This is a genomic window from Streptococcus jiangnanensis (assembly GCF_040888325.1).
In the GTDB taxonomy this organism is placed as follows: Bacteria; Bacillota; Bacilli; order Lactobacillales; family Streptococcaceae; genus Streptococcus; species Streptococcus jiangnanensis.
Window position 1 is genome coordinate 1 of sequence record NZ_JBFNFF010000005.1, and the last position, 19,469, is coordinate 19,469.

The 19,469-nt window shown below is 41.1% G+C and carries 18 protein-coding genes and 2 pseudogenes; 15 read left to right on the plus strand and 5 right to left on the minus strand.

Annotated features, from left to right (window positions below):
* Positions 1 to 172: 172 nt before the first annotated feature.
* The 4 genes and pseudogenes from AB2B49_RS07215 to coaA all read right to left on the minus strand — a co-directional run bounded on the left by AB2B49_RS07215 (position 173) and on the right by coaA (position 3,194).
* Positions 173 to 1,308, minus strand: a pseudogene (locus AB2B49_RS07215) (IS3 family transposase).
* 75 nt (positions 1,309 to 1,383) lie between these two features.
* Positions 1,384 to 1,917, minus strand: a complete 534-nt coding sequence (locus AB2B49_RS07220; RefSeq protein ID WP_049504486.1) for a DNA topology modulation protein — start codon at positions 1,915 to 1,917, stop codon at positions 1,384 to 1,386.
* Between the two features lie 52 nt (positions 1,918 to 1,969).
* Positions 1,970 to 2,206 (minus strand): 30S ribosomal protein S20, encoded by a 237-nt coding sequence (gene rpsT, locus AB2B49_RS07225; protein WP_001274000.1) that lies wholly within the window; start codon positions 2,204 to 2,206, stop codon positions 1,970 to 1,972.
* A 67-nt stretch (positions 2,207 to 2,273) separates the two neighbouring features.
* Positions 2,274 to 3,194 carry a type I pantothenate kinase gene (gene coaA, locus AB2B49_RS07230; RefSeq protein ID WP_049504489.1) on the minus strand — a complete coding sequence of 307 codons (921 nt, stop codon included), beginning with the start codon at positions 3,192 to 3,194 and terminating at the stop codon, positions 2,274 to 2,276.
* A gap of 201 nt (positions 3,195 to 3,395) precedes the next feature.
* Between coaA and AB2B49_RS07235 the strand changes: the two genes are divergently transcribed.
* From AB2B49_RS07235 to AB2B49_RS07275, 9 genes are all read left to right on the plus strand, one after another.
* Complete coding sequence (locus AB2B49_RS07235) at positions 3,396 to 3,800, plus strand: hypothetical protein (protein WP_049504491.1); 405 nt, start codon at positions 3,396 to 3,398, stop codon at positions 3,798 to 3,800.
* Between the two features lie 202 nt (positions 3,801 to 4,002).
* Positions 4,003 to 4,593 (plus strand): class I SAM-dependent methyltransferase, encoded by a 591-nt coding sequence (locus AB2B49_RS07240; protein WP_076984604.1) that lies wholly within the window; start codon positions 4,003 to 4,005, stop codon positions 4,591 to 4,593.
* Positions 4,590 to 5,867, plus strand: a complete 1,278-nt coding sequence (locus tag AB2B49_RS07245) for a pyrimidine-nucleoside phosphorylase (protein WP_049504497.1) — start codon at positions 4,590 to 4,592, stop codon at positions 5,865 to 5,867. Before AB2B49_RS07240 ends, AB2B49_RS07245 begins: the two co-directional genes overlap by 4 nt.
* 19 nt (positions 5,868 to 5,886) lie before the next feature.
* Complete coding sequence (deoC, locus tag AB2B49_RS07250) at positions 5,887 to 6,549, plus strand: deoxyribose-phosphate aldolase (RefSeq protein WP_049504503.1); 663 nt, start codon at positions 5,887 to 5,889, stop codon at positions 6,547 to 6,549.
* The gene (locus AB2B49_RS07255; protein ID WP_000246096.1) at positions 6,536 to 6,925 is read left to right on the plus strand and encodes a cytidine deaminase; all 390 of its coding nucleotides are present in this window, start codon (positions 6,536 to 6,538) and stop codon (positions 6,923 to 6,925) included. Before deoC ends, AB2B49_RS07255 begins: the two co-directional genes overlap by 14 nt.
* An 89-nt stretch (positions 6,926 to 7,014) precedes the next feature.
* On the plus strand, positions 7,015 to 8,070 hold the full coding sequence (locus tag AB2B49_RS07260) for a BMP family lipoprotein (RefSeq protein ID WP_049504505.1): 1,056 nt from the start codon (positions 7,015 to 7,017) through the stop codon (positions 8,068 to 8,070).
* A 136-nt stretch (positions 8,071 to 8,206) separates the two neighbouring features.
* A complete protein-coding gene (locus AB2B49_RS07265; RefSeq protein ID WP_049504506.1) occupies positions 8,207 to 9,742 on the plus strand; it encodes an ABC transporter ATP-binding protein in 1,536 nt (511 codons plus the stop codon).
* Complete coding sequence (locus AB2B49_RS07270) at positions 9,735 to 10,793, plus strand: ABC transporter permease (RefSeq protein ID WP_049504509.1); 1,059 nt, start codon at positions 9,735 to 9,737, stop codon at positions 10,791 to 10,793. The genes AB2B49_RS07265 and AB2B49_RS07270 overlap by 8 nt, the downstream gene beginning before the upstream one ends.
* A gap of 2 nt (positions 10,794 to 10,795) precedes the next feature.
* Positions 10,796 to 11,752 (plus strand): ABC transporter permease, encoded by a 957-nt coding sequence (locus AB2B49_RS07275; RefSeq protein ID WP_000029132.1) that lies wholly within the window; start codon positions 10,796 to 10,798, stop codon positions 11,750 to 11,752.
* Between the two features lie 34 nt (positions 11,753 to 11,786).
* Here AB2B49_RS07275 and plsY read toward each other — a convergent pair whose 3' ends face one another.
* Entirely contained in the window at positions 11,787 to 12,428 is a 642-nt protein-coding gene (gene plsY / locus AB2B49_RS07280) for a glycerol-3-phosphate 1-O-acyltransferase PlsY (protein ID WP_049504512.1), read from the minus strand.
* A gap of 135 nt (positions 12,429 to 12,563) precedes the next feature.
* Between plsY and parE the strand changes: the two genes are divergently transcribed.
* From parE to parC, 6 genes and pseudogenes are all read left to right on the plus strand, one after another.
* Positions 12,564 to 14,507 carry a DNA topoisomerase IV subunit B gene (parE, locus tag AB2B49_RS07285; protein ID WP_049504514.1) on the plus strand — a complete coding sequence of 648 codons (1,944 nt, stop codon included), beginning with the start codon at positions 12,564 to 12,566 and terminating at the stop codon, positions 14,505 to 14,507.
* Between the two features lie 33 nt (positions 14,508 to 14,540).
* Positions 14,541 to 14,948: a YkvA family protein gene (locus AB2B49_RS09235; protein WP_049504516.1), complete on the plus strand. Its 408-nt coding sequence runs from the start codon at positions 14,541 to 14,543 to the stop codon at positions 14,946 to 14,948.
* A 141-nt stretch (positions 14,949 to 15,089) separates the two neighbouring features.
* Positions 15,090 to 15,266, plus strand: a pseudogene (locus AB2B49_RS07295) (aminoglycoside 6-adenylyltransferase); the annotation flags it as partial.
* Positions 15,267 to 15,398: 132 nt separating this feature from the next.
* On the plus strand, positions 15,399 to 15,911 hold the full coding sequence (locus AB2B49_RS07300; RefSeq protein ID WP_049504519.1) for a hypothetical protein: 513 nt from the start codon (positions 15,399 to 15,401) through the stop codon (positions 15,909 to 15,911).
* Entirely contained in the window at positions 15,901 to 16,755 is an 855-nt protein-coding gene (locus AB2B49_RS07305) for an aminoglycoside 6-adenylyltransferase (RefSeq protein ID WP_049504522.1), read from the plus strand. Before AB2B49_RS07300 ends, AB2B49_RS07305 begins: the two co-directional genes overlap by 11 nt.
* 205 nt (positions 16,756 to 16,960) lie before the next feature.
* Positions 16,961 to 19,441, plus strand: coding sequence for a DNA topoisomerase IV subunit A (parC, locus tag AB2B49_RS07310; RefSeq protein ID WP_076984601.1), 2,481 nt, complete (start codon positions 16,961 to 16,963; stop codon positions 19,439 to 19,441).
* The last annotated feature ends 28 nt before the right edge of the window (positions 19,442 to 19,469 follow it).

Consider the following 19,469-nt stretch of genomic DNA (forward strand, 5'->3'; position numbering starts at 1 on the left):
GCACCTTGCGGAGCGAGACGGACTAATAGTCACATAATTAGAAATCCGAGAACAAAAATAGTTACTGTTCTCGGATTTTTAAATCACATTTTTGTTTAAAACAAACAAATAATATGAAAAAAACAGGATTGAACTCGGCACTGACCCCCAATAATGGGACATGAGAAAAACCCTATGATGCGATCAGTTTTCTGTAATCTATGGGAGACTGGTCATTTAGTTTCTGTTGAATTCTAGTTTCATTATAAAATATGATGTAAGATTGACAATTTCTGTTATACTATCTTTAGTTAAGTTTTTCCATTTATGGAGATAGAAGGTTTCAGACTTGAGGACAGAATGAAACCATTCAATACAGGCATTATCTGCTGGTGTTCCTTTTCGGGACATGGAGCGGGTGATGCCTTTTTCTGTACAAGCTTGATAGTAGACTTTTGAGGTGTAGACAGATCCTTGGTCGCTATGTAAAAGTACTCCTTGAGGTAGCTCAAGTTGATTAAGTGTGTTGAGCACAAAGTCCGTATCTTGGCATTCAGAGATAGTATAAGCTACAATTTCACGATTATAGAGATCCATGATCGAAGATAGATAAAGTCTACAGTTTCCAAAGTAGAGGTAGGTGATGTCTGTGACAAGCTTCTCCATAGGCTTGTCTGCCTGAAAATCACGATCCAGCATATTGTCTGTTACATAAGTAAGGCTTCCCTAATTTAGGTCCCTTCTTGGGACGGACACGGCAGAGGTAGCCCTTTTCCTTCATGATACGATAAACCTTCTTGCGATTAACGACGTGGTTATAAACTTTCCTGAGCAAGTGAGTGATGGTTCGATAGCCGTAAATAAAGTGATTTTCCATACAGAGTGCCTCGATTTTATCTGCTATTTCGTCTTTTTTATGAGAATTTTTACACTCCTGTTTCCAGTGATAAAATGTTGAGTGTTTGACTCCGAAACACTCTAAAATAATCGATACAGGGCACGTTTTCTTATACTCTTTCACTAGCTTGATAAGACTTACTTTGTCGATTCTCTTACCAAGCTATGATACTTTTTTAGTAATTCTACCTGCAAATGTAACTGTTTCACTTCAGATAACTGGTTCATCCCTTTACCATAAGTATATTGTTTCCCCACAGATTGGTGGAAACGGTACAATTCATCATTCTGATACCATTGCCACCAAGTCTTGGCCCGACTAACATTTTTGATACCGAGGGGATCCATGATAACCTTATTTGATTTACCCGCCTTCTTCATTTCGATACAGGCTAGCTTAGTTTCTACTGAATATGCTTTTTTGACCATAATAAAACACTCCTGTTTCTAGTTTACTAGAATTCAACAGGAGTGTTTTCTTGTGTCTCATTTTATGGTTGCAGTGCCTTAGGCACGTTGGTTTTTCTTGTTATGCGCGAGATTTTCTAAGAAGTGGTCCATCTCCTTTTGAGACCGGAGGACAATTACTCTCTCAGGGTAGGTTTCTTGAACCCGTTGATAGCGTTCTTTAGCATTCTTTGTCCGCCCATCCCAGAGAATCCATCGGATAAATTCCCAGTCAAAGCGTTCAGGACAGCCTGCTGCCATACTTTCTCTGACCTTGCCTCGGTATGTGAGATACCGTTTAAAGGCTCGAAAGAGACAAGTCCATGGTGAAAAATTGAGAAAGATAATTTGGTAAGCTTCAAGCATTCTTTCTTCATAGCAACACCAAGAGTAGTTGCCATCGATGACCCAAGCTTCGTGCTTTGTAAGAAAGTTTTTCATCTCGGTCAACATCCATTCGCGGTCACTGTCTTGCCAACCAGGTTGAAATTGGAGTGTGTCCATATGCAGTTTGGGGATGGAGTAGTGGCTAGATAACCTTTCTGCAAGAGTTGACTTGCCGGCTCCAGAATATCCTATGATTGCGATTTTCATTTTTTACCTTTTCTGATTAGAGGACAAAAAAACAGCCTCTATGGACTGTTTCTTATTTAGCAAGTTTAGCTGAAAGACGAGCTTTATCGCGGCTTGCTTTGTTTTTATGAATCAAACCTTTAGTTTCTGCTTTGTCAATAGCTGAGCTAGCAGCACGGAAAAGTTCTTCAGAAGGGTTTGCTTCGAAAGCTTTGATAGCAGTACGCATAGCTGATTTTTGAGCTGAGTTTTTTTCGTTTTGTTTAACGTTCAATTCAGCGCGTTTGATAGCTGATTTAATGTTTGCCAATGTTCTTACCTCCATATTTACTAACTATACCATTATATATGAAAACTTAGGTTTTGACAAGGGGAAATTATTTTTTTAGGTAAATTTCATCGATTTCATGGTTTTTAGTCTTGTGGAGAATGACCTCGGCGCGGTTCCTTGTCGGTTCGATATAGTTTTGTAGATTTGTGAGATTAATGCTGGTCCAAACCTGGTGTGCAAAGGCTTCAACTTCTCCAATTGGCATTTGTGTAAAGCGGTGGTAGTAGCTGTTGGGATCATTTTGGGCAAAGCTGAGGAGTTTTAAGAAACGATCGAGATACCAGCTTTCAATATCCTCGACAGCAGCATCCACATAGATGGAGAAATCAAAGAAATCAGTGATGTAAAGACGCTCATTTTGAGGATTTTGAAAGACATTAATCCCCTCTACAATGACAAAATTAGCAGCTTTGACACATTGTTTCTCTCCAGGAACGATGTCATACACTTCATGAGAATAGACAGGAATATCGACATCTTGGCCATTTTTTAGGCGATCAAGAAAATTCAGCAAGGCTTCCATATCATAACTTTCAGGAAAACCTTTGCGATTTAAGATATCTTGGTCAATCAAGGTTTGATTGGGATAGAGAAAACCGTCAGTTGTCACCAATTCTACAGTAGCATCCGGGAGAGTACGTGACAGAAGAATCTGAAGTAAGCGACTAGTAGTCGATTTCCCGACAGCAACACTTCCAGAAACCCCAATGATAAAAGGTTGGGATTTGCTTTCACGTTGGAGGAAAATTCCTTTTGAAAATGCCAAATCATCCTTAGTGCGCTTGTAAATATGGATAAGATGAACAAGGGGAAGATAGACGTCCGTTACGTCCTGCAGACTAATCTGGTCATTGAAACTCTTGATGGATTCTAACTCTTCCTCTGTCAAGGGAGGGGTTGTTTTGCGATGCAATGATTGCCAAGTCTGGCGACTGATTTTTTCAAAATGTAAAAATTCGTTGGTCATTTGTTTTCCCCTAGATATTTTGTTAATCATACCATAAAAAGTTAAAAAAATAAAGCGGTTTCTTGATGGTAGTAAGTCAATATCGTATAATAGAGGTAGATGGAGGTTGAATAATTTAATGATGAGATGGGGAATGGTTTCTGAAGACTTATCAGTTATTAAAAGTGGGCTTTTTAGTTCGCAACTTATAGGAGGTATACAATGAAAATCTTGAGATGTTACATATTGGAACTCTGTTTTATTTTAAGTTTTACACTACCTTTTATAAGGGGAGCGAATGCGGATAATGGTAGACGCTTTGTAGAAACCTATTACGGTTTTACCTTCTTAATGGATCATCTCCTTGTAACAGTTATCTTTATCTGTTCACTCTTGATTGCCTGGCTAGTAAAAAAGCAGTGGACGAAATGGCTTGCTGCTGGTAGTTATCTATTTTTGATTTTGTGGATTGCTACAGAAGGATATCTATTCCGTATGTCACTAGAAGATTTGATACGACTTTGGACAAGTTTGGAAATCTTGACACAAACTTATCAGTTGGGTTTTTATCTAAACATCATATTGGGAATCCTGTTGATAATAAAGTATTTTAAGGTTAAGCAATAGTGATGAAAATGTGCTTGATTACAGGCGATCTGTTTTTTCCTGACTATGATAATTTGTAGTTCCCGATAGATTGTAATGTATTTCTAATAATTGAAAGAGATTGAAGAAAAGGTTTTTTGACTAGGATTCTTCAGTCTTTTTCATTTGATCATCACTTTGTAAACGATTTACAATTCAAGCCAAATTATGGTAAAATAGTTTTATGAGTAAAATGTATTATGCAGAAAATCCTGATGCTGCTCACGACATTCATGAGTTGAGAGTGGAATTGTTGGGAGAAAACATGACCTTTTTGACGGATGCGGGTGTTTTTAGCAAGAAAATGGTTGACTTTGGGAGTCAGCTTTTATTGAAGTGTCTAGAGGTTAACAAAGGAGAAACTGTTCTTGATGTAGGTTGTGGTTATGGGCCATTGGGTTTGTCGTTAGCCAAGGCTTATGGAGTTCAGGCAACCATGGTCGATATCAATAATCGTGCCTTGGACCTAGCGCGACAAAATGCTGAACGTAATAAAGTAGAAGTAACGATTTTCCAATCCAATATCTATGAACAAGTTGAAGGGAAGTTTGACCATGTTATTTCCAATCCGCCTATTCGAGCGGGCAAACAGGTTGTTCATGAGATTATCGAAAAGAGCAGAGATTTCTTGAAAGACAGAGGAGATTTAACCATCGTCATTCAGAAAAAACAAGGGGCTCCAAGTGCTAAAAGTAAGATGGAAGAAGTTTTTGGAAATTGTGAAATCGTAAAGAAAGATAAGGGATATTATATCCTTAGAAGTGTGAAAGAATGAGAGCAGTTGATTTAATCCAAAAGAAACGAGATGGTCAAGAACTGACTTCAAATGAAATCAAATGGTTGGTAGAAGGCTATGTGGCTGGAACTGTTCCAGACTATCAAATGTCTGCTTTTGCTATGGCTGTTTATTTTAAAGGAATGACCACACGTGAGATTTCTGATCTGACGATGAATATGGTCAAGACAGGTCAGGAGTTTGATTTGTCAGCTATTGAGGGGGTTAAAGTTGATAAGCATTCGACTGGTGGTGTAGGTGATAAGGTGACCTTAATCTTGGCTCCTCTTGTTGCGAGTTTCGGCGTGCCTGTTGCTAAGATGAGTGGTCGAGGTCTCGGCCATACTGGTGGAACAATTGATAAATTGGAGTCTATTAAGGGATATCAAGTTGAGCGAAGTCAAGAAGATTTCATTCGTCAGGTACAGGACATTGGTGTATCTGTCATTGGGCAGTCCAATCAACTGGTTAAAGCAGACAAACTTCTCTATGCCCTCCGTGATGTGACAGCAACTGTCGACACGATTCCTTTGATTGCTAGTTCTGTTATGAGCAAGAAAATTGCTGCAGGAGCGGATGCCATTTTGCTAGACGTAACGGTCGGTGAGGGTGCCTTCATGAAGACGGTTGATGAGGCGCGCGAATTAGCTCAAACCATGGTGGATCTTGGTAAGGCTGTTGGTCGAAAAACAGTAGCAGTCATTACCGATATGAGTCAGCCCTTGGGAAGAGCCATTGGCAATCGTCTCGAAATCCTTGAGGCATTGGAGATTTTACAAGGGAAAGGCCGTCAGGATATTACCCACTTTATCTGTGAATTGGCTCAGATTATGCTTGGCTTGGCTGATGTTGAGAAAACGATCAAGGAAATCCGTCAACACCTGGAAAATGGCCAAGCACTGGCTAAGTTTGAAGAAATGGTAGCAGCACAAGGCGGTGATTTAGAAGATCTCTATCGCCCCGTCAAAGTTGCCCATGTGGTGGAAATCCCTGCTCAAGAAACGGGTGTTATTTCAGCTCTTCCTGCAATGGAATTTGGGCTCTATGCCATGAGACTAGGAGCCGGTCGTGCAGTCAAGACTGATGACTTGGACTATGAAACAGGGATTGTTTTTGAAAAGAAAGTTGGAGACTCCGTTCAAAAGGGTGAAATTGTTGCAAAAGTTTATACAAATGGAAAAATTTCTTCTGAACTAGTTACAGAATTTCAAAAATATGTTAAAATAAATGATGGAGTGCAAAGTTTACGAGAAATTATAGAAATTATCTCATAAAACCAGGGAGAATCCGAATATGAAGTTAAATAAATATATTGATCATACGCTTTTAAAGCAAGATGCAAGCCAAGAACAAATTGATTGTTTGCTATCTGAAGCGCGTGAGTATGACTTTGCCAGTGTTTGTGTCAATCCCACATGGGTTAAACATGCGAAAACAGGGCTTGAAAGCTCAGATGTAAAGGTTTGTACAGTAGTAGGTTTTCCTTTGGGAGCAACAACTTCAGCTGTGAAAGCTTTTGAAACAAAAGAAGCTGTCCAAAATGGTGCAGATGAGATTGATATGGTTATCAATGTCGGTGCTCTCAAATCAGGCAATCTGGATTTGGTTGAATCGGACATCCGTGCTGTCGTAGAAGCAAGTGGTGACAAGTTGGTGAAGGTCATTATTGAAGCTTGCTTGTTGACAGACGATGAAAAGGTTGTGGCTTGCCAATTATCCCAGAAAGCAGGCGCTGACTTTGTCAAAACATCAACTGGATTTTCAACTGGTGGTGCCACTATTGAGGATGTTCAGTTGATGCGTAAAACAGTCGGACCAGATATGGGAGTTAAGGCAGCTGGTGGAGCTCGTTCATATGCGGATGCTGTCGCTTTTGTGGAAGCAGGTGCTACCCGTATCGGAACATCTGCTGGTGTAGCAATCTTAAAAGGAGAATTGGCAGATGGCAACTACTGAGTTGATTGAACTAGCAATTGAAACTAGCAAGAAAGCTTATGTGCCTTATTCTCACTTTCCTATCGGAGCTGTTTTAGTTGCCAAGGATGGTAGCATTTATACGGGTGTGAACATCGAGAATGCTAGTTATCCCTTGACTAATTGTGGAGAACGTACTGCTATTTTTAAAGCAGTTTCGGAGGGGCAACGGGAGTTTTCAGAATTGATTGTCTACGGACAAACTGAAAAACCTATCTCGCCATGTGGTGCTTGCCGCCAGGTCATGGTTGAATTTTTTGAACAAGATCTAAAAGTGACTTTAGTCGCTAAAGATAAATCGACGGTCGAGATGACGGTCGGGGAGTTACTTCCATACTCATTTACAGACTTAAATTAGTCTGAGTCACTCTCTGAGTGACGCGGTCCTTGTGGCCAACCAATCCATACTTGCAACATCGTTGCACATCTTATTTAGGAGGTTCAGTAATGAACAAGAAACAATGGCTAGGCCTTGGTCTAGTTGCAGTAGCAGCAGTTGGACTTGCTGCATGTGGTAACCGCTCTTCTCGTAACGCCGCTTCATCTTCATCAGAAATGAAGACCAAAGCAGCAATCGTAACAGATACTGGTGGTGTTGATGATAAATCATTTAACCAATCAGCTTGGGAAGGTTTGCAAGACTGGGGTAAAGAACACAATCTTTCTAAAGATAAAGGTTACACTTACTTCCAATCAACAAGCGAAGCAGACTATGCTAACAACTTGCAACAAGCGGCTGGAAGTTACAACCTGATCTTCGGTGTTGGTTTTGCCCTTCACAATGCAGTTGAGGAAGCAGCAAAAGACCACTCTGACCTAAACTATGTCTTGATTGATGATGTGATTGAAGGTCAAAAGAATGTTGCGAGCGTAAGATTTGCGGATAACGAAGCAGCTTACCTTGCTGGTGTTGCAGCAGCGAAAACTACGAAAACAAAACAAGTTGGTTTTGTAGGTGGTATTGAATCTGAAGTTATTTCACGTTTTGCAGCTGGATTCAAAGCTGGTGTTGAATCAGTAGACCCATCTATCAAAGTCCAAGTTGACTATGCTGGTTCATTTGGTGATGCTGCTAAAGGTAAAACAATTGCAGCAGCTCAATATGCTGCCGGTGCAGACGTTGTCTACCAAGCAGCTGGTGGTACAGGTGCTGGTGTCTTTGCTGAAGCAAAATCATTGAACGAAAACAAAAATGAAAACGAAAAAGTTTGGGTTATCGGTGTAGACCGTGACCAAGCAGCAGAAGGTAAATACACTTCTAAAGATGGTAAAGAATCTAACTTCGTTCTTGTATCTACATTGAAACAAGTTGGTACAACTGTAAAAGATATTGCCAACAAAACAGAAAATGGTGAATTCCCTGGTGGACAAGTGATTGTTTACTCATTGAAAGATAAAGGGGTTGAGCTAGCAGTAACAAACCTTTCAGAAGAAGGTAAAAAAGCTGTTGAAGATGCAAAAGCTAAAATCCTTGACGGAAGCGTAAAAGTTCCTGAAAAATAATGGATAAAAGTCATTTCTTAGGAAGCGGCCATTGGTCGCTTCTTTAAGAATTGAGGCAATTTTTGTCTCAATAGAGCTTGTTAATGTGATTAGCAGGTTTTATTGAAATAAAATAAACCTCTGAAAGGAAGAGCATATGGCACACGAAAATGTCATTGAGATGCGGGATATTACCAAGGTGTTTGGTGAATTTGTAGCAAACGACAAAATCAACTTGCAACTGCGAAAAGGTGAAATCCATGCACTTTTAGGAGAAAATGGAGCGGGTAAATCCACTCTGATGAATATGCTGGCAGGACTTCTTGAACCAACGAGTGGTGAAATTGTGGTGAATGGTCAGGTTGTAAAACTAGACTCACCATCTAAAGCCGCTGGTCTTGGAATTGGGATGGTTCATCAACATTTTATGTTGGTTGAAGCTTTTACAGTAGCTGAGAATATCATTTTAGGGAGTGAAATCACTAAAAATGGTGTTCTAGATATAGCTGGTGCTACTAAAGAAATCAAGGCTCTTTCTGAACGTTATGGTTTGGCAGTGGATCCAGCTGCTAAGGTGGCGGATATTTCCGTTGGTGCCCAACAACGTGTAGAGATCTTGAAAACACTCTATCGTGGTGCTGATATCCTTATCTTTGACGAACCTACAGCCGTATTGACTCCTTCAGAGATTGATGAGTTGATGGCAATCATGAAAAACCTTGTCAAAGAAGGGAAGTCCATTATTTTGATTACCCATAAACTGGATGAGATTCGTGCGGTATCGAATCGAGTGACGGTTATCCGTCGTGGGAAATCAATCCAGACAGTTGAAATCGCAGGGGCAACAAATGCGGACTTGGCAGAAATGATGGTTGGACGCTCAGTCTCCTTTAAAACGGAAAAACAAGCACCACAACCCAAAGAAGTGGTCTTGTCTATCAAAGACTTGGTTGTCAATGAAAACCGCGGTGTACCAGCTGTGAAGAATCTTTCTTTGGATGTTCGTGCTGGTGAAATTGTCGGTATTGCAGGTATTGATGGCAATGGTCAGTCTGAACTCATTCAAGCCATTACTGGTCTTCGTAAGATTGAGTCAGGTAGCGTTGAATTAAAAGGCGAATCAATCGTGGGAATGCATCCTCGACAAATTACAGAACTAAGCGTGGGGCACGTTCCTGAGGATCGTCACCGGGATGGCTTGATTTTGGAGATGATGATTTCAGAAAATATTGCTCTTCAAACCTACTACAAAGAACCACTCAGCAAGAATGGTATCTTGAACTATGCCAATATCACTTCACATGCCAAGAAATTGATGGAAGAATTTGATGTTCGTGCGGCAAGTGAATTTGTTCCAGCAGCAGCTCTTTCAGGAGGAAATCAACAAAAAGCGATTATCGCTCGTGAGATTGATCGTGATCCTGATCTCCTTATCGTCAGCCAGCCAACTCGTGGTTTGGATGTCGGTGCCATTGAATATATCCACAAACGTTTGATTGAAGAACGTGATAACGGGAAGGCTGTCCTTGTTGTCAGCTTTGAATTGGATGAGATTTTAAATGTCTCAGACCGAATTGCTGTTATTCACGATGGTAAGATTCAAGGTATTGTATCGCCAGAAACGACTAACAAACAAGAACTTGGTGTCTTGATGGCAGGTGGAAACTTGGGAAAGGAGAAGAGTGATGTCTAAAAAATTACAACAAATTTCGGTTCCCTTGATTTCCGTATTTTTAGGAATCTTGCTCGGAGCCATTGTCATGTGGATCTTCGGATATGATGCTATCTGGGGCTATGAGGAGTTGTTTTATACAGCTTTTGGTAGCCTCCGTGGGATTGGAGAAATTTTCCGTGCCATGGGTCCTCTTGTCTTGATAGGTCTTGGTTTCGCAGTTGCCAGTCGAGCAGGTTTCTTCAACGTCGGACTTCCTGGTCAGGCACTTGCAGGCTGGATTCTCAGCGGTTGGTTTGCCTTGTCAAATCCAGATATGCCACGTCTCGTTTTGATTCCATTGACAGTGATCATTGCGTTGATCGCTGGTGGAATCGTTGGTGCGATTCCAGGTATCCTCAGAGCCTATCTCGGTACGTCAGAGGTTATCGTGACCATCATGATGAACTACATTGTATTGTATGTGGGAAATGCCTTTATTCATGCCTTTCCTAAAGATATTATGCAAAGTACAGACTCAACGATTCGTGTTAGTGCCAATGCTACATACCAGACACCATGGTTATCAGAGTTGACTGGAAATTCCCGTATGAATATCGGAATCTTCTTTGCAATCATTGCTGTAGCTGTGATTTGGTTCTTGCTCAAGAAAACGACTCTCGGTTTTGAAATTCGTGCAGTTGGTCTCAATCCCCATGCTTCAGAGTACGCTGGTATTTCAGCAAAACGTACAATCATTCTATCAATGATTATCTCTGGTGCTCTGGCTGGTCTTGGTGGAGCGGTCGAAGGTCTTGGTACCTTCCAAAACGTTTACGTTCAGGGATCATCATTAGCTGTCGGATTTAACGGGATGGCAGTTAGTTTGCTTGCTGGAAATTCACCAATTGGAATTCTCTTTGCAGCCTTCTTATTTGGAGTTTTGCAAGTAGGAGCACCGGGTATGAACGCAGCGCAAGTTCCGTCTGAGCTTGTTAGCATTGTAACAGCGTCTATTATCTTCTTTGTCAGCGTTCACTACATTATCGAACGCTTTGTCAAACCTAAAAAACAAGTTAAAGGAGGTAAGTAAGGATGTCTATTACAACATTACTCACCCTCTTGGTCTCTTCTATGCTGATTTACTCAGCACCACTTATTTTTACGAGTATTGGAGGAGTCTTCTCTGAACGTGGTGGTGTCGTTAACGTCGGTCTTGAAGGAATTATGGTTATGGGAGCCTTTTCTGGGGTTGTCTTTAACCTTGAGTTTGCAGAACAACTTGGAGCAGCTACTCCTTGGATTTCCTTGTTAGTTGCTGGTATCGTGGGAGCTATTTTCTCTCTCATCCATGCAGTCGCTACAGTTCATTTCCGTGCGGACCATGTTGTCAGTGGTACAGTATTGAACTTGATGGCTCCTGCCCTAGCGGTTTTCTTGGTTAAAGTTCTTTATAACAAAGGACAAACGGATAACTTAAGCCAAACTTTTGGACGTTTTGATTTCCCAGTTTTGGCTGATATCCCAGTGATTGGAGATATCTTCTTCAAGTCAACCAGTCTACTAGGTTATATCGCGATTGCCTTCTCTTTCCTTGCTTGGTTTATCCTCTTCAAGACCCGCTTTGGTCTTCGCCTTCGCTCTGTTGGTGAACACCCTCAGGCAGCGGATACCTTGGGGATCAATGTCTACAAAATGCGATATCTTGGGGTTGTTATTTCAGGTTTCCTTGGTGGAATTGGGGGAGCGATTTATGCTCAATCAATCTCAGTTAACTTCTCAGTGACAACTATTGTCGGTCCTGGATTTATCGCCCTTGCTGCAATGATCTTTGGTAAATGGAACCCAATCGGTGCTATGCTTTCTAGTCTTTTCTTTGGACTTTCACAAAGTTTGGCTGTTATCGGTTCTCAATTGCCTTTCTTACAAGGAGTACCAGCGGTTTACCTTCAAATCGCGCCTTATGTCTTGACCATTCTTGTCTTGGCAGCCTTCTTTGGAAAAGCAGTTGCACCTAAGGCAGACGGTATCAACTACATCAAGTCAAAATAAGCATACAAAAAAACGTCAGTTTCAAACTGGCGTTTTATTTTTTTGGATTTTGATGGGTTAGGTTCAATCCCCAAGGAACGAGATTTTCAGTTTTATTTTTGATACGTGTGATATTATCTTTGTGACGAATGATAATCAAGCTAGCAAGTGCTAGGATAATCAAAATGAAGAGAGGGTCATAGTTGTTCAGGATAAATCCAAATAGTGGAAATAGGAGAACTCCAATAACGGCTGCAATAGCAGCAGTAACGCTAGACAGTGAAATCATACTACCTAGATAGAGGCTTCCAAAGAATACGATTGCTAGATAGAGACAGAAAACAGGCGCAAATCCGAAAATCACTCCAGCACTGGTTGCGACAGCCTTACCACCTTTAAATCCTGCAAAGATAGGAAAGGTATGTCCAATTACGGCCAAAAGTCCAAATACAAGAGGTGATACACCTTGAAGTTGGAAAAGGATTGGAAGGAGAGTGGCCAAGGTTCCTTTAAAGAAGTCAATCACAAAGGTTGCCATACCCGCTTTCTTACCTAAAATTCGGAAAGTATTGGTTGTTCCGGTGTTTCCAGAACCATGTTCACGCAGATTTGTTTGAAAGAAGATTTGTCCAATCCAAAGACCAGATGGAATCGAACCTAGCAGATAAGCTAAAATTAATAATACAAATGTCATCATAGACCTATTATACCATGAAATGGTATAGAAAGTCAGAGAATATCCTGTGAAATTGTGACGGCTGAAAGGGAAAAGCTTTGCAAAATCGCTAGAAAACCTGTAAAATAGAAAAGATGAACAAATAGGAGGTTCCTTGTGTCAAAAAAGGAAATCAATATTAATAACTACAATGATGACGCCATTCAGGTGCTAGAAGGGTTGGATGCGGTCCGTAAACGTCCAGGGATGTATATTGGATCGACCGACGGAGCAGGTCTCCATCACTTAGTCTGGGAAATTGTGGACAATGCAGTCGATGAAGCCTTGTCTGGATTTGGTGATCGCATTGATGTGACCATCAATAAAGACGGCAGTCTAACGGTTCAAGACCATGGTCGAGGGATGCCGACTGGGATGCATGCCATGGGAATTCCAACCGTTGAGGTTATCTTTACCATTCTCCACGCTGGAGGGAAATTCGGTCAAGGGGGTTATAAGACATCTGGTGGTCTCCACGGAGTGGGATCTTCAGTCGTTAATGCCCTATCAAGTTGGCTAGAAGTGGAAATTACCCGTGATGGAACGGTTTATAAACAACGTTTTGAAAATGGTGGAAAACCCGTTACAACCTTGAAGAAAATTGGTACAGCACCCAAGTCTAAGACAGGTACCAAAGTCACTTTCATGCCGGATGCTAGTATCTTTTCTACGACAGATTTCAAGTACAATACCATTTCAGAGCGCCTTAATGAGTCAGCCTTTCTCTTAAAAAATGTGACCTTGTCTTTGACAGATAAGCGAACAGATGAAGCAATCGAATTCCATTATGAGAACGGGGTACAAGACTTTGTTTCTTACCTCAATGAAGACAAGGAAACCTTGACGCCAGTCCTATACTTTGAAGGCGAAGACAATGGTTTTCAAGTAGAAGTAGCCCTCCAATATAATGATGGATTTTCAGATAACATCTTGTCCTTTGTTAACAACGTTCGTACCAAGGACGGTGGAACGCATGAGACAGGACTCAAGTCTGCCATTACCAAAGTAATGAACGACTATGCGCGAAAAACTGGACTTCTCAAAGAAAAAGATAAAAACCTAGAAGGTTCCGATTACCGTGAAGGGTTAGCGGCAGTTCTTTCCATCCTTGTTCCTGAAGAACACCTCCAGTTTGAAGGTCAGACCAAGGATAAACTAGGGAGTCCTCTGGCTCGTCCAGTTGTAGATGGGATTGTGGCTGATAAGTTAACCTTCTTCCTCATGGAAAATGGGGAACTGGCTTCCAATCTGATTCGTAAAGCTATCAAGGCGCGTGATGCTCGTGAGGCGGCTCGCAAAGCGCGTGATGAGAGCCGAAATGGTAAGAAAAACAAGAAAGACAAGGGCTTGTTGTCTGGAAAATTGACCCCAGCCCAGTCTAAGAATCCTGCAAAAAATGAACTCTACCTGGTTGAGGGGGACTCTGCCGGTGGTTCTGCCAAGCAAGGCCGTGACCGTAAATTCCAAGCTATCCTACCTCTTCGTGGTAAGGTGATTAATACAGCCAAGGCCAAGATGGCAGATATTCTCAAAAATGAAGAAATCAACACTATGATTTATACCATTGGTGCGGGTGTCGGAGCAGACTTCTCCCTTAAAGATGCCAATTATGACAAGATCATTATCATGACCGATGCCGACACCGACGGTGCCCATATCCAAACTCTTCTTTTAACATTCTTCTACCGTTATATGCGTCCGCTAGTTGAGGCAGGACATGTCTATATCGCCCTTCCGCCTCTTTACAAGATGTCCAAAGGAAAAGGCAAGAAAGAAGAAGTGGCTTACGCATGGACGGACGGGGAGCTAGAAGAACTCCGCAAGCAGTTTGGTAAAGGTGCAACCCTCCAACGCTACAAGGGACTTGGTGAGATGAATGCGGACCAGCTCTGGGAAACAACCATGAACCCAGAAACGCGTACCCTCATCCGTGTCACCATCGAAGACCTAGCACGCGCCGAACGCCGCGTCAATGTCCTTATGGGAGACAAGGTCGAACCACGCCGTAAGTGGATTGAGGATAATGTCAAGTTTACGCTGGAAGAAGCGACTGTGTTTTAAAAACTATAAAGAAATACAAATGGAGGACAAAATATGTCTGAAAATCTTAGTGAAGAGCAAGTAAAGGAAGCTCTCGAAAGTGGCTATGCCCAGTCTGAGGCATTATTAAATGATAAGGACGAATTAGATAATTTTTTGTATCATTTAGAGCAAAAAATTAAGGAAATACCAAATGTTGGTGAACAATTATCGATGGTTCCAGTTATGATTTCCTTAGTGAAGAATTATGTTCAAGGTAAATATACGACTGTTCCTTATGGAACTATTTTGGCTATTTTAAGTGCATTAATTTATCTTTTATCTCAGATAGATTTGATTCCAGATTTCTTACCAGGTATAGGCTACTTGGATGATATCGCAGTAGTTGGATTTTGTATAACAATGGTTAAAGCGGATATCGATTCTTATGATGTATGGCGTCAAGCTCAAGGGTTAATTTAAGACAATAAATTAGATTATTAACAGTCAATTCCGTATAAACAGGAATTATCAAATCATTTTAAATCATCACTTATAGACAATACTTAATTTTATTATCTGATACCTTATTTCATTTTTATAATAAACAAAGAAGTGATAAACATGAGAACTGAAACCGAAATGCTTGATTTAATATTACAAATCGCAAAAAGTCTAAAAGTCGAGGCTGTCGCTATGTCCGGTTCACGAACTGATACAAAAGCACCAAAAGACGAGTTTCAAGATTATGATGTAGTCTATGTCGTGGACGATTTAGATAATCTGACGGATGACCTTACTCAGACCCGTTTCTTTAAGGGTATAACCTATACCAGACAGGGGAGTTGTAAAGTTCAAGTAAAGGTGATGATTATCTTTTTTAGGTAAACAATCGCTAAAACTATTGGAGGTGCTGGATTGATTACGTTATTAATGATGCCTTTTTTCCTTGTTCTCTTGGCCATTTTTGGAATTATATATGATTTAATGACCAATAAAGGTAGAAAAGAGTGTGCTCGCACAGTATCTTTGTTTATAATGAACATCCTCACTGTTGGTATCTGTCTATTAGATCTACCAATTGAAAGTAAACCATACTCAGGAATAGGGTTTATCTTATTTTATGCACTTGCCTTCACACCTTTGATGATTGTTTTCTCACTATATACCCTCTATCGGATTGGAAAACATTATAGGTATTTTAAGAGTAAGTTTGCTATAACACTCCTATTCAATGCTATTTTACTTTTCCTTCTTTCATTAGTAAATACTTTTGTATTATGGAGAAGCTTTCAAATATATCATAGAAACGATATGAATTTGTTTTATTTTATTTTAATCGTTTCGGGGATTTGTTCAACTATCCAATTAATCGTAGGCGAACTTGAGATGAAAAGAATACGAGGCATCCAAAAACAAGAGGAGCAAGACGGCAATGAAAAATAATTCTATAAAAGATATGTGCAGACAACATAGAAGTGAAGCGCAAATGCTGAGATTGATTTTACAAACAGCTAAAACTTTACAAGTTGAAGCTGTCGCCATGTCTGGTTCACGGACAAATCCAAAAGCTCCAAAAGATGAGTTTCAAGATTACGACGTGGTCTATGTTGTGGAGGATTTAGATAATCTGACGAGTGACCTTTCTTGGTTGGATCGGTTTGGCAAACGCTTGATTGAACAGTATAATGTACTGGGACACCGTCGCCTTTATCTCATGCTCTTTGAAGATGGCAATCGGATTGATTTGACCCTCTGCCCCAAAGAGCACATGCAAGAGTGGGTGGATAGTGAGGCAGGATTCACCATTTTAGAAGATCCTAATGGTTTGTTTGAACCTTATTCACCGAGTCCTCAACGTTACTGGACGAGCCCAGCTAGCCCGATTGATTTTGAAAAAGCCTGCAATGAATTTTGGTGGGTGTCAGCCTACGTAGTCAAAGGAATCTGTCGTAAACAACTACTCTATGCCATTGATCATCTTTATGGTATTTGTCAACAAGAACTCTTGAAGGTCTTAGCTTGGCAGGTAGCCAGTGATAGGGGAAGAGTCGATATCGGCAAGAACTATAAGTATCTCTTTAACTATTTACCTGCTGAGAAAGAGAAGCAATTCTCAAATCTGCTTGATTTATCCAGTTTAGAAAAAATCACTCAGTCTTTATTTGCAACAATGAAACTTTTCCACCAAGAGGCTCAATCTTTTGCTAACAAGATAGGCCTTGACTATGATAAGGCAGTGGCGGAGAGGATGATTGAGTATGCTGAGGAGAGACTTTCGAATCACTAACTAAATAAAGTATATAATTTAAAAGATTAAACTACAGAAAAGATAGTTTTGTTATATATAGTAACTGAACACGGGACTAATTTCTGTAAATTATCCCTTATTCTATAAAACCCCACTCTACATTCTTTGAAAGGAGTTGAACACGCCCTAAATACTGTGTGAAAAAGATAAATTTCCTTTGCATTTTACGGGCTTTGTATCCTATATGAGTAACATTCAAAACATGTCCCTTGAGGACATCATGGGAGAGCGCTTTGGTCGCTACTCCAAGTACATCATTCAAGACCGGGCTTTGCCAGATATTCGTGATGGATTGAAGCCTGTGCAACGTCGTATTCTTTATTCGATGAATAAGGATGGCAATACCTTTGACAAGAGCTACCGTAAGTCGGCCAAGTCTGTCGGTAACATCATGGGGAATTTTCACCCACACGGGGATTCTTCTATCTATGATGCTATGGTTCGTATGTCTCAGGACTGGAAAAACCGTGAGATTCTGGTTGAAATGCACGGTAATAACGGTTCCATGGACGGGGATCCACCTGCTGCTATGCGTTATACAGAGGCTCGTTTGTCTGAGATTGCAGGCTACCTTCTTCAAGATATCGAGAAAAAGACCGTTCCTTTTGCATGGAACTTTGACGATACCGAGAAAGAGCCGACAGTCCTGCCAGCAGCATTTCCAAACCTCTTGGTCAATGGTTCGACTGGGATTTCGGCTGGTTATGCCACAGACATTCCTCCCCATAATTTAGCTGATGTTATTGATGCCACGGTTTACATGATTGATCACCCAACGGCCAAAGTTGAAAAACTCATGGAATTCTTGCCTGGACCAGACTTCCCTACAGGGGCTATCATTCAAGGGAGTGATGAAATCAAGAAAGCCTATGAAACTGGGAAGGGGCGCGTGGTTGTTCGTTCTAAGACGGAGATTGAAAAGTTAAAAGGTGGTAAGGAACAAATCGTTATCACTGAGATTCCTTATGAAATCAATAAGGCTAATCTCGTCAAGAAAATCGATGATGTTCGTGTCAATAACAAGGTGGCTGGTATTGCTGAGGTTCGTGATGAGTCTGACCGTGACGGTCTTCGTATCGCTATTGAACTTAAGAAAGATGCGAATACCGAGCTGGTTCTTAACTATCTCTTCAAATACACTGACTTGCAAATCAACTACAACTTCAACATGGTTGCGATTGACAATTTCACCCCTCGTCAGGTTGGCATTGTGCCTATATTGTCTAGCTATATTGCCCACCGTCGTGAAGTGATCTTGGCGCGTTCTCGCTTTGACAAGGAAAAGGCCGAAAAACGTCTCCATATCGTGGAAGGTTTGATTCGCGTTATCTCGATTTTGGATGAAGTCATTGCCCTTATCCGTGCTTCTGAGAATAAGGCTGACGCCAAGGAAAACCTCAAGGTCAGCTATGAGTTTACTGAGGAGCAGGCTGAGGCCATCGTTACCTTGCAACTTTACCGTTTGACCAATACAGACGTGGTTGTCTTGCAGGAAGAAGAAGCAGAATTGCGTGAAAAGATTGCCATGCTTGCGGCTATCATTGGTGATGAACGGACTATGTACAATCTCATGAAGAAAGAACTTCGTGAGGTTAAAAAGAAATTTGCGACACCACGTTTGAGTACTTTGGAAGATACTGCGAAAGCAATCGAGATTGATACAGCTAGTTTGATTGCCGAGGAAGATACTTATGTCAGCGTGACTAAGGCAGGCTATATCAAGCGTACTAGCCCACGTTCCTTTGCAGCTTCTACGCTGGAAGAAATTGGCAAACGTGATGATGATCGTTTGATCTTTGTGCAAACTGCCAAGACAACCCAGCACCTCTTGATGTTCACTACTCTTGGAAATGTCATTTATCGACCAATCCATGAATTGGCAGATATTCGCTGGAAGGATATCGGAGAGCATCTGAGCCAGACCATTACAAACTTTGAAACGAACGAAGAAATACTCTATGCAGAAGTAGTAGATCAGTTTGATGATGCGACAACTTATTTTGCAGCAACTCGCCTCGGCCAAATCAAGCGTGTAGAACGCAAAGAGTTCTCTCCATGGCGGACCTACAAGTCTAAATCTGTCAAGTACGCTAAACTTAAAGACGAGACAGACCAAATTGTAGCAGTGGCTTCAATTAAACTAGATGATGTTCTTTTGATTAGTCAAAACGGTTATGCCCTTCGTTTCAATATCGAAGAGGTTCCGGTTGTTGGTGCCAAGGCTGCAGGTGTCAAGGCTATGAACCTGAAAGAAGATGATGTCCTCCAGGCAGCCTTCATCTGTAACACCTCATCCTTCTACCTCTTGACCCAACGTGGAAGCTTGAAACGTGTTTCCATTGAGGAAATTCCAGCGACCAGCCGTGCTAAACGAGGTCTACAAGTCTTGCGTGAGTTGAAAAACAAACCGCACCGAGTCTTCTTGGCTGGAGCAGTTGCAGAGCAAGGTTTCGTTGGTGATCTCTTTAGTACAGAAGTTGAAGAAAACGACCAAACGCTGCTTGTCCAATCTAACAAGGGAACAATCTATGAAAGCCGATTGCAAGACCTCAACTTGTCAGAACGTACTAGCAATGGAAGCTTTATTTCAGACACGATTTCAGATGAGGAAGTTTTCGATGCTTACCTCAAAGAAGTCTTTAAAGAAGATAAAGCAAATTCTTAAAAAGAATCAGTCCAGAGGGCTGATTTCT